Source organism: Phocaeicola sp. ICN-14070 (assembly GCF_037892625.1).
Classification (GTDB): Bacteria; Bacteroidota; Bacteroidia; order Bacteroidales; family Bacteroidaceae; genus Phocaeicola; species Phocaeicola plebeius.
In genome coordinates, this window is the sequence record NZ_JBBKBF010000049.1 from 24,158 (window position 1) to 30,157 (window position 6,000).

Annotated in this window: 5 protein-coding genes and 2 tRNA genes; 4 read left to right on the forward strand and 3 right to left on the reverse strand. The window is 40.4% G+C overall.

Annotation, left to right across the window (positions count from 1 at the left end):
• The first annotated feature begins 127 nt into the window (after window positions 1-127).
• Both surE and lpxB read left to right on the forward strand, forming a co-directional pair.
• The gene (gene surE, locus WKT20_RS12745; RefSeq protein WP_007562085.1) at window positions 128-901 is read left to right on the forward strand and encodes a 5'/3'-nucleotidase SurE; all 774 of its coding nucleotides are present in this window, start codon (window positions 128-130) and stop codon (window positions 899-901) included.
• Window positions 898-2,049 (forward strand): lipid-A-disaccharide synthase, encoded by a 1,152-nt coding sequence (lpxB, locus tag WKT20_RS12750; protein ID WP_117702607.1) that lies wholly within the window; start codon window positions 898-900, stop codon window positions 2,047-2,049. Before surE ends, lpxB begins: the two co-directional genes overlap by 4 nt.
• 34 nt (window positions 2,050-2,083) lie before the next feature.
• On the opposite strand, the gene WKT20_RS12755 is transcribed toward lpxB, so the two are convergent.
• The 3 genes from WKT20_RS12755 to rsfS are packed head-to-tail and all read right to left on the reverse strand — an operon-like array spanning window position 2,084 to window position 5,374.
• Window positions 2,084-2,941: a phosphatidate cytidylyltransferase gene (locus WKT20_RS12755; RefSeq protein ID WP_117702606.1), complete on the reverse strand. Its 858-nt coding sequence runs from the start codon at window positions 2,939-2,941 to the stop codon at window positions 2,084-2,086.
• Window positions 2,942-2,961: 20 nt separating this feature from the next.
• Entirely contained in the window at window positions 2,962-4,992 is a 2,031-nt protein-coding gene (gene ftsH, locus WKT20_RS12760) for an ATP-dependent zinc metalloprotease FtsH (protein ID WP_340417477.1), read from the reverse strand.
• A 22-nt stretch (window positions 4,993-5,014) separates the two neighbouring features.
• Entirely contained in the window at window positions 5,015-5,374 is a 360-nt protein-coding gene (rsfS, locus tag WKT20_RS12765) for a ribosome silencing factor (RefSeq protein WP_007562079.1), read from the reverse strand.
• 224 nt (window positions 5,375-5,598) lie between these two features.
• Here rsfS and WKT20_RS12770 point away from each other — a divergent pair.
• A tRNA-Gln gene (locus tag WKT20_RS12770) sits at window positions 5,599-5,669 on the forward strand.
• A 40-nt stretch (window positions 5,670-5,709) separates the two neighbouring features.
• Window positions 5,710-5,780, forward strand: a tRNA-Gln gene (locus WKT20_RS12775).
• Window positions 5,781-6,000 lie beyond the last annotated feature (220 nt).

The window sequence follows — 6,000 nt, forward strand, 5'->3', positions numbered from 1 at the left end:
ACTCACCTCATCTGTTAATAACTTCACGCGGGCAAAGATATATATTTTTAGCTAATTGCATGATGTGGTTTGGTAAGATTAAGATTTGTTGTAACTTTACACTCATAAAAGTTTGGATAATAAAGATATGATGAAAGAGAAACCATTTCTGTTGTTGTCGAATGATGATGGATTTGCCGCAAAGGGCATTCAGGAACTGATAAAAGTATTAAGACCAATGGCTGATTTGATGGTAGTAGCACCTTCTGGACCACGTTCTGGAGCTTCCGGTTCTATTACTTCAGAGCATCCGCTTCGTTGTAAAAAGATAGAGTCGGCACCGGGATTTTCATTGTACAGTTGTACGGGTACTCCTGTGGACTGTGTGAAACTGGCCTTGCACGACTTGGTACCCCGTACGCCTGATATGGTGATAGGAGGAATTAATCACGGAGATAACTCTTCTGTCAATGTACACTATTCAGGTACAATGGGAGTTGTAATAGAAGGATGTCTGAAAAAAATACCTTCAGTCGGTTTTTCTCTTTGTAATCATGCGGAAGATGCTGATTTTACGCCTACTTTCCCTTATATACAACGTATCGTAGAAGAGGTATTGCAGCATGGGTTGCCTGTAGGAACCTGCTTGAATGTAAATTTCCCTGATGTAAAGGAGCTGAAGGGTGTGCGTATTTGTCGTCAAACAGACGGAGTTTGGACAAATGAGTTCGTAAAGTCTGTTCATCCTAGAGGTGGAAACTATTATTGGCTTACAGGTTCTTACCGGAACGATGAACCTGAGGCACAAGATACCGACCATTGGGCATTGGATCATGGATACGTAGCTATTACTCCTACTCAGATAGATGTAACAGCTTATACTTTGATGGAGCAATTGAATCACTGGAATTGGCAGCTATGAAATATTATTTAATTGTAGGTGAAGCCTCGGGTGATTTGCATGCATCTAATTTAATGAAGGCACTGCAAGAGAAAGATTCCAAAGCCGAGTTTCGTTTTTTCGGAGGTGATTTAATGGCAGCAGCAGGAGGTTCACTGGTCAAGCATTATAAGGATATGGCGTACATGGGATTTATCCCGGTGTTGCTTCATTTGCGGACAATCTTTCGTAATATGGATTTTTGTAAGAAAGATATTGTTCAGTGGAATCCTGACGCATTAATTTTGGTGGATTATCCGGGGTTTAACCTGAAAATAGCTGAATATATAAAAGCGCATACGAATATTCCAATCTTCTATTATATTTCTCCTAAAATTTGGGCTTGGAAGGAATACCGCATCAAGAAGATAAAACGAGATGTGGACGAGTTGCTCTCTATATTACCTTTTGAGGTGGATTTTTTCAAGAAACATAATTATCCCATTCATTATGTCGGAAATCCGTGTGTAGATGCCGTACATTGTTTTAAACAAGGATATACCGAGAGCTTTGATGAATTTACCTTTCGTAACGGGTTGGATAAAAAGCCGATTATTGCTTTGTTGGCTGGTAGCCGTAAACAGGAGATTAAGGATAATCTACAGCGAATGATACAAGCATCCCGTAACTATATAGAATATCAGTTTGTTATTGCGGGAGCTCCTGGAATATCTCCCGAATTTTATCAGGCTTATATGGGGACTGATACTAAAATTATATTTGGGCAGACATATAGCTTACTAAGTCATACTACGGCTGCTTTGGTTACCAGTGGTACAGCTACGCTTGAAACAGCCTTGTTCCGGGTGCCTCAGGTGGTGTGTTATTATACTGCTGCAGGAAAACTGGTTTCATTCTTACGCCGACATATTTTAAAAGTTAAATATATTTCTTTGGTCAATTTGATTGCTGGTCGTGAAGTCGTGGCTGAACTGGTCGCGGATGGCATGACCGTAGAAAATGTGAAGCAACAATTAGAAGCAATCCTACCTGGGCAAATGACTCGTGAGAAAATGTTGCAGGATTATGATGCGTTGATTAAAATTCTAGGACAGGAAGGAGCTTCTGAACGGGCAGCCGGAAAAATCGTTGAATTTTTATCTCAAAAATATAACAGGTCCTTACAGTAAGACTGAAGGACCTGTTATCAATTTTCTGCTTATATTATTCAATAAAAGAAATGATATACAGATAAACAACCGCTGCAGGAACCGCCATCAGGGTGCTGTCAAAGCGATCTAGCATGCCTCCATGACCAGGTAATATATTGCCTGAGTCTTTTATTCCAATAGTGCGTTTAAACAGCGATTCTGTCAAATCGCCTAATGTGCCGAATACCACAACGGTCAGGGCTAATCCTATCCAGATACTGATTGGCATAAACGGAAATAAATGCGCCATTACGATAGCACCTATGATACTGAAGACTCCTCCACCAATGGAACCTTCCCATGATTTTTTAGGGGATATTCGTTCAAACAAGCGATGTTTTCCGAATAGCATACCTGTACAATATGCTCCCGTATCATTAATCCATGTGAAAATAAATATTGACAACGGCAGTATCGGGTTGTACTGTACGTGATAATTTGACAATTCTCCTTCATTTCCAATAGAATGATAGGCCAGTACGTTTAACATAGCAAACGAAAGTGCGATGTAGATTTGGCTCATCATGGCATACGCCCAGTTGTTCAGTGGATTCTTTTTCTTTAAATATAGCTCGCTGACAAGCAGGTATATGATAAGAAATAAGTAAGGAATCAGTATTTCTGTTTGTCCAGGCATGACACCTAAATAGGCAAATCCGAAAAACAGAAAAACACCGGCCAACATACATATAGGTTTGTTTATCTCTACATCCGGTTGTTTGCTCACGATGTTCCCGAACTCATGAATGGTCAGGGCTGTAATCAGAGCAAACAATAGGGTGAAAGAGATAGGACCTCCAAGAATACAACCAATAAGTACTCCTACGAAGATTATTCCCGTAATTGCTCGTTGAATAAAGTTATTTTTCACGTTAGTAGGTTTTTGTTCGGTTATGCTTCTTCTTTTTCCTGGTTTTCTTCCTGTGAAGGGGTGTTGTTTTCACTAGAAGAGTTATTTTCACCATCCGTATTTTCCTGCTTGTTTTCCAGTTGTTTGGTTTCCGGTAGCTGCTCATTGGCTGCCATAATTTCTTCCGAACGGGAAGTCCATGGACGTTTACCGAAAATCTTTTCAACATCTTCAGCAAAGATTACTTCTCGGTCAATTAACAGCTGTGCCAGTTGGTTGTGGCCTTCACTGTGTTCTTGCAGCAAGGCCTTTGCACGCATGTACTGTTCATTAATCATGTGCTGTACTTCCTGGTCTATAAGCTCAGCTGTATGCTCACTGTAAGGTTTCGTAAAGCTGTAATCTTCATTGCTGTTATAATAACAGAGATTAGGAAGTTTATCACTCATTCCTGCGTATGCAATCATGCCGTAAGCCTGTTTGGTGACTCTTTCCAAGTCATTCATTGCTCCGGTGGAGATGTGTCCGATAAAAATTTCTTCAGCAGCACGTCCACCTAATGTGGCACACATTTCATCCAGTATTTGTTCCTTTGTAGTGATCTGTCGTTCTTCAGGCAGATACCATGCTGCTCCTAACGCACGTCCTCTTGGGACAATGGTTACTTTAATCAGCGGGTTGGCATGTTCCAGGAACCATGAGATGGTGGCGTGACCTGCTTCGTGAAGTGCAATGGCACGTTTTTCGGCGGCAGTCATGACTTTTGTTTTCTTTTCCAGACCACCTACGATACGGTCGATTGCAGCTAAGAAATCATCTTTATCTACACTCTTCTTTTGATGACGTGCTGCAATAAGAGCAGCTTCATTACATACATTGGCAATGTCTGCACCACTGAATCCAGGGGTTTGACGCGCTAACAAATCCACATCCACGTTGCTGTCCAGCTTCAGAGGTTTAAGATGAACACCAAACACTTCCTTTCGTTCATTCAGATCAGGAAGGTCTACATATATTTGTCGGTCAAAACGTCCTGCACGCAGTAAGGCCTTATCCAAAATATCTACACGATTGGTTGCCGCTAAGATAATGACTCCACTGTTTGAACCAAATCCGTCCATTTCTGTCAGAAGCTGGTTCAATGTATTTTCACGTTCGTCATTTCCTCCCATGCTTGGGTTTTTGCCACGGGCACGGCCTACGGCATCAATTTCATCAATAAAGATGATACAAGGCGATTTTTCTTTTGCCTGACGGAACAAATCACGTACGCGAGAAGCACCGACACCGACAAACATTTCTACAAAGTCTGACCCGGAAATAGAGAAAAAGGGTACATCGGCTTCACCTGCTACGGCTTTGGCTAACAATGTCTTACCAGTTCCCGGAGGGCCTACAAGCAGAGCACCCTTGGGAATCTTTCCACCTAGTTCTGTATATTTTTGCGGCTGTTTCAAGAAATCTACAATTTCCTGTACTTCCTGTTTGGCAGCGGCTTGTCCGGCGACATCCTTAAATGTAATGCGGTTAGTCCCTTTTTCAAAAAGCTGTGCTTTGCTTCTTCCCACATTAAATACATTTGAGCCTCCTCCGGCTCCTCCTCCGCCACCCATGCGGCGCATGGCAAACATCCAGATACCGATAAGGAAGACAAACGGCAGAACGTTCCACAGGATTATGCTAAAATAGTCACTTTTCTTTTCGTATTGGATAGAACCGGTAAAGTTACCTTCTTTGGTCTGTTCATCCAGAAACTTATCTAAAGCTTCCATGGAACCGATTTGTACGTTGATGGAAGGACTTCTTCCAACTTTGCTGGCATCTTTTTTGAATACATCTACAATGTGGTCTGGCTTGATATACATTTCCACCGCATTGTTGTCGTATGCCACGATTTTGTCTGCATAGCCTTTGGACACCATTTCCTGAAATTCGGTATAGTTCACCTCTTTGGTGGCACTTCCTTCGTCTCCAGAAAAATAGAGAAAGGCAAAAATCAAGGCAATTATGACATAAAGCCACGTTAGATTAAAGCGTGGTACATTGATTTTTGGTTTATTGTTATCACTCATATTTCTCTTTCCTTATTATATATTAGTCTAAATCTGGTATGTTGGTCAGTTTGGCATCTGCCCACAAGTGTTCCAGATTATAAAAATGTCGTACCTCCGGTAAAAAAATATGTACAATGATGTCACTATAATCCATAGCTACCCATTGTGCATTTCTTTGGCCGTCTATGGCATATGCTTTAGTGCCGGTCTCTTTTCTTACATGTTCTTTGATGGAGTCTACAATTGCCAATACCTGACTGGGAGAGTTTCCCTGGCAAATGATAAAATATTTACAGATGGTATCTTCTATTTCGTTTAAATCAGCTACTACGATTTGCTTGCCTTTTTTCTCTTGAATTCCTTCAATGATTTTTTCTATTAAAGTCGTTGTTTCGTTCATTCTTTTGATTGTTCCTATTTTAAAATTGAAAATAAAGTTCTATATATAACATAGGACAAATATACTTGGTTTTCTGTATATCCGAAAGTTTTTACTTGAAAGATGAAGAAAAAAGAAGAAAAATATGTTTTTTGAAAGAAAAAATGCCGAAAAGCTTTGTATGTTCCAAAAAAGTTGTACCTTTGCACCGTCAAAACAAAAAGATGACAATCGTTCTCTGATTTTGGGCTATGGTGTAATGGTAACACAACAGATTCTGGTCCTGTTTTTCTTGGTTCGAGTCCGAGTAGCCCAACTTCATTTGCTGCATTCTCACGGAGAGGATAAAGCGTTATTGGGCTATGGTGTAATGGTAACACAACAGATTCTGGTCCTGTTTTTCTTGGTTCGAGTCCGAGTAGCCCAACAAAAAAGGTGTTCTGAGTAATCAGAACACCTTTTTTGTTTCTTCTTTTTCTTATTCTCCTTGGTGAATGCTCTTAATTCCTATCCGCATTCAGAATCAACTTCTTATGCTATGATTCATAGGATTTGTCGATGCTTAACAGATGTTAATGCGCGCTGTTGTGAAAACAAAATGTTCGATATTGTAGTTGTTAAGTCATCGAGATTGATAAAAGTAATTA

What these genes read in the sequence shown, in the direction of transcription:
- surE (WP_007562085.1), top strand. Translation starts at nt 128, where the DNA reads ATGATGAAAGAGAAACCATTTCTGTTGTTGTCGAATGATGATGGATTT.
- lpxB (WP_117702607.1), top strand. Translation starts at nt 898, where the DNA reads ATGAAATATTATTTAATTGTAGGTGAAGCCTCGGGTGATTTGCATGCA.
- ftsH (WP_340417477.1), bottom strand. Translation starts at nt 4,992, where the DNA reads ATGAGTGATAACAATAAACCAAAAATCAATGTACCACGCTTTAATCTA.
- rsfS (WP_007562079.1), bottom strand. Translation starts at nt 5,374, where the DNA reads ATGAACGAAACAACGACTTTAATAGAAAAAATCATTGAAGGAATTCAA.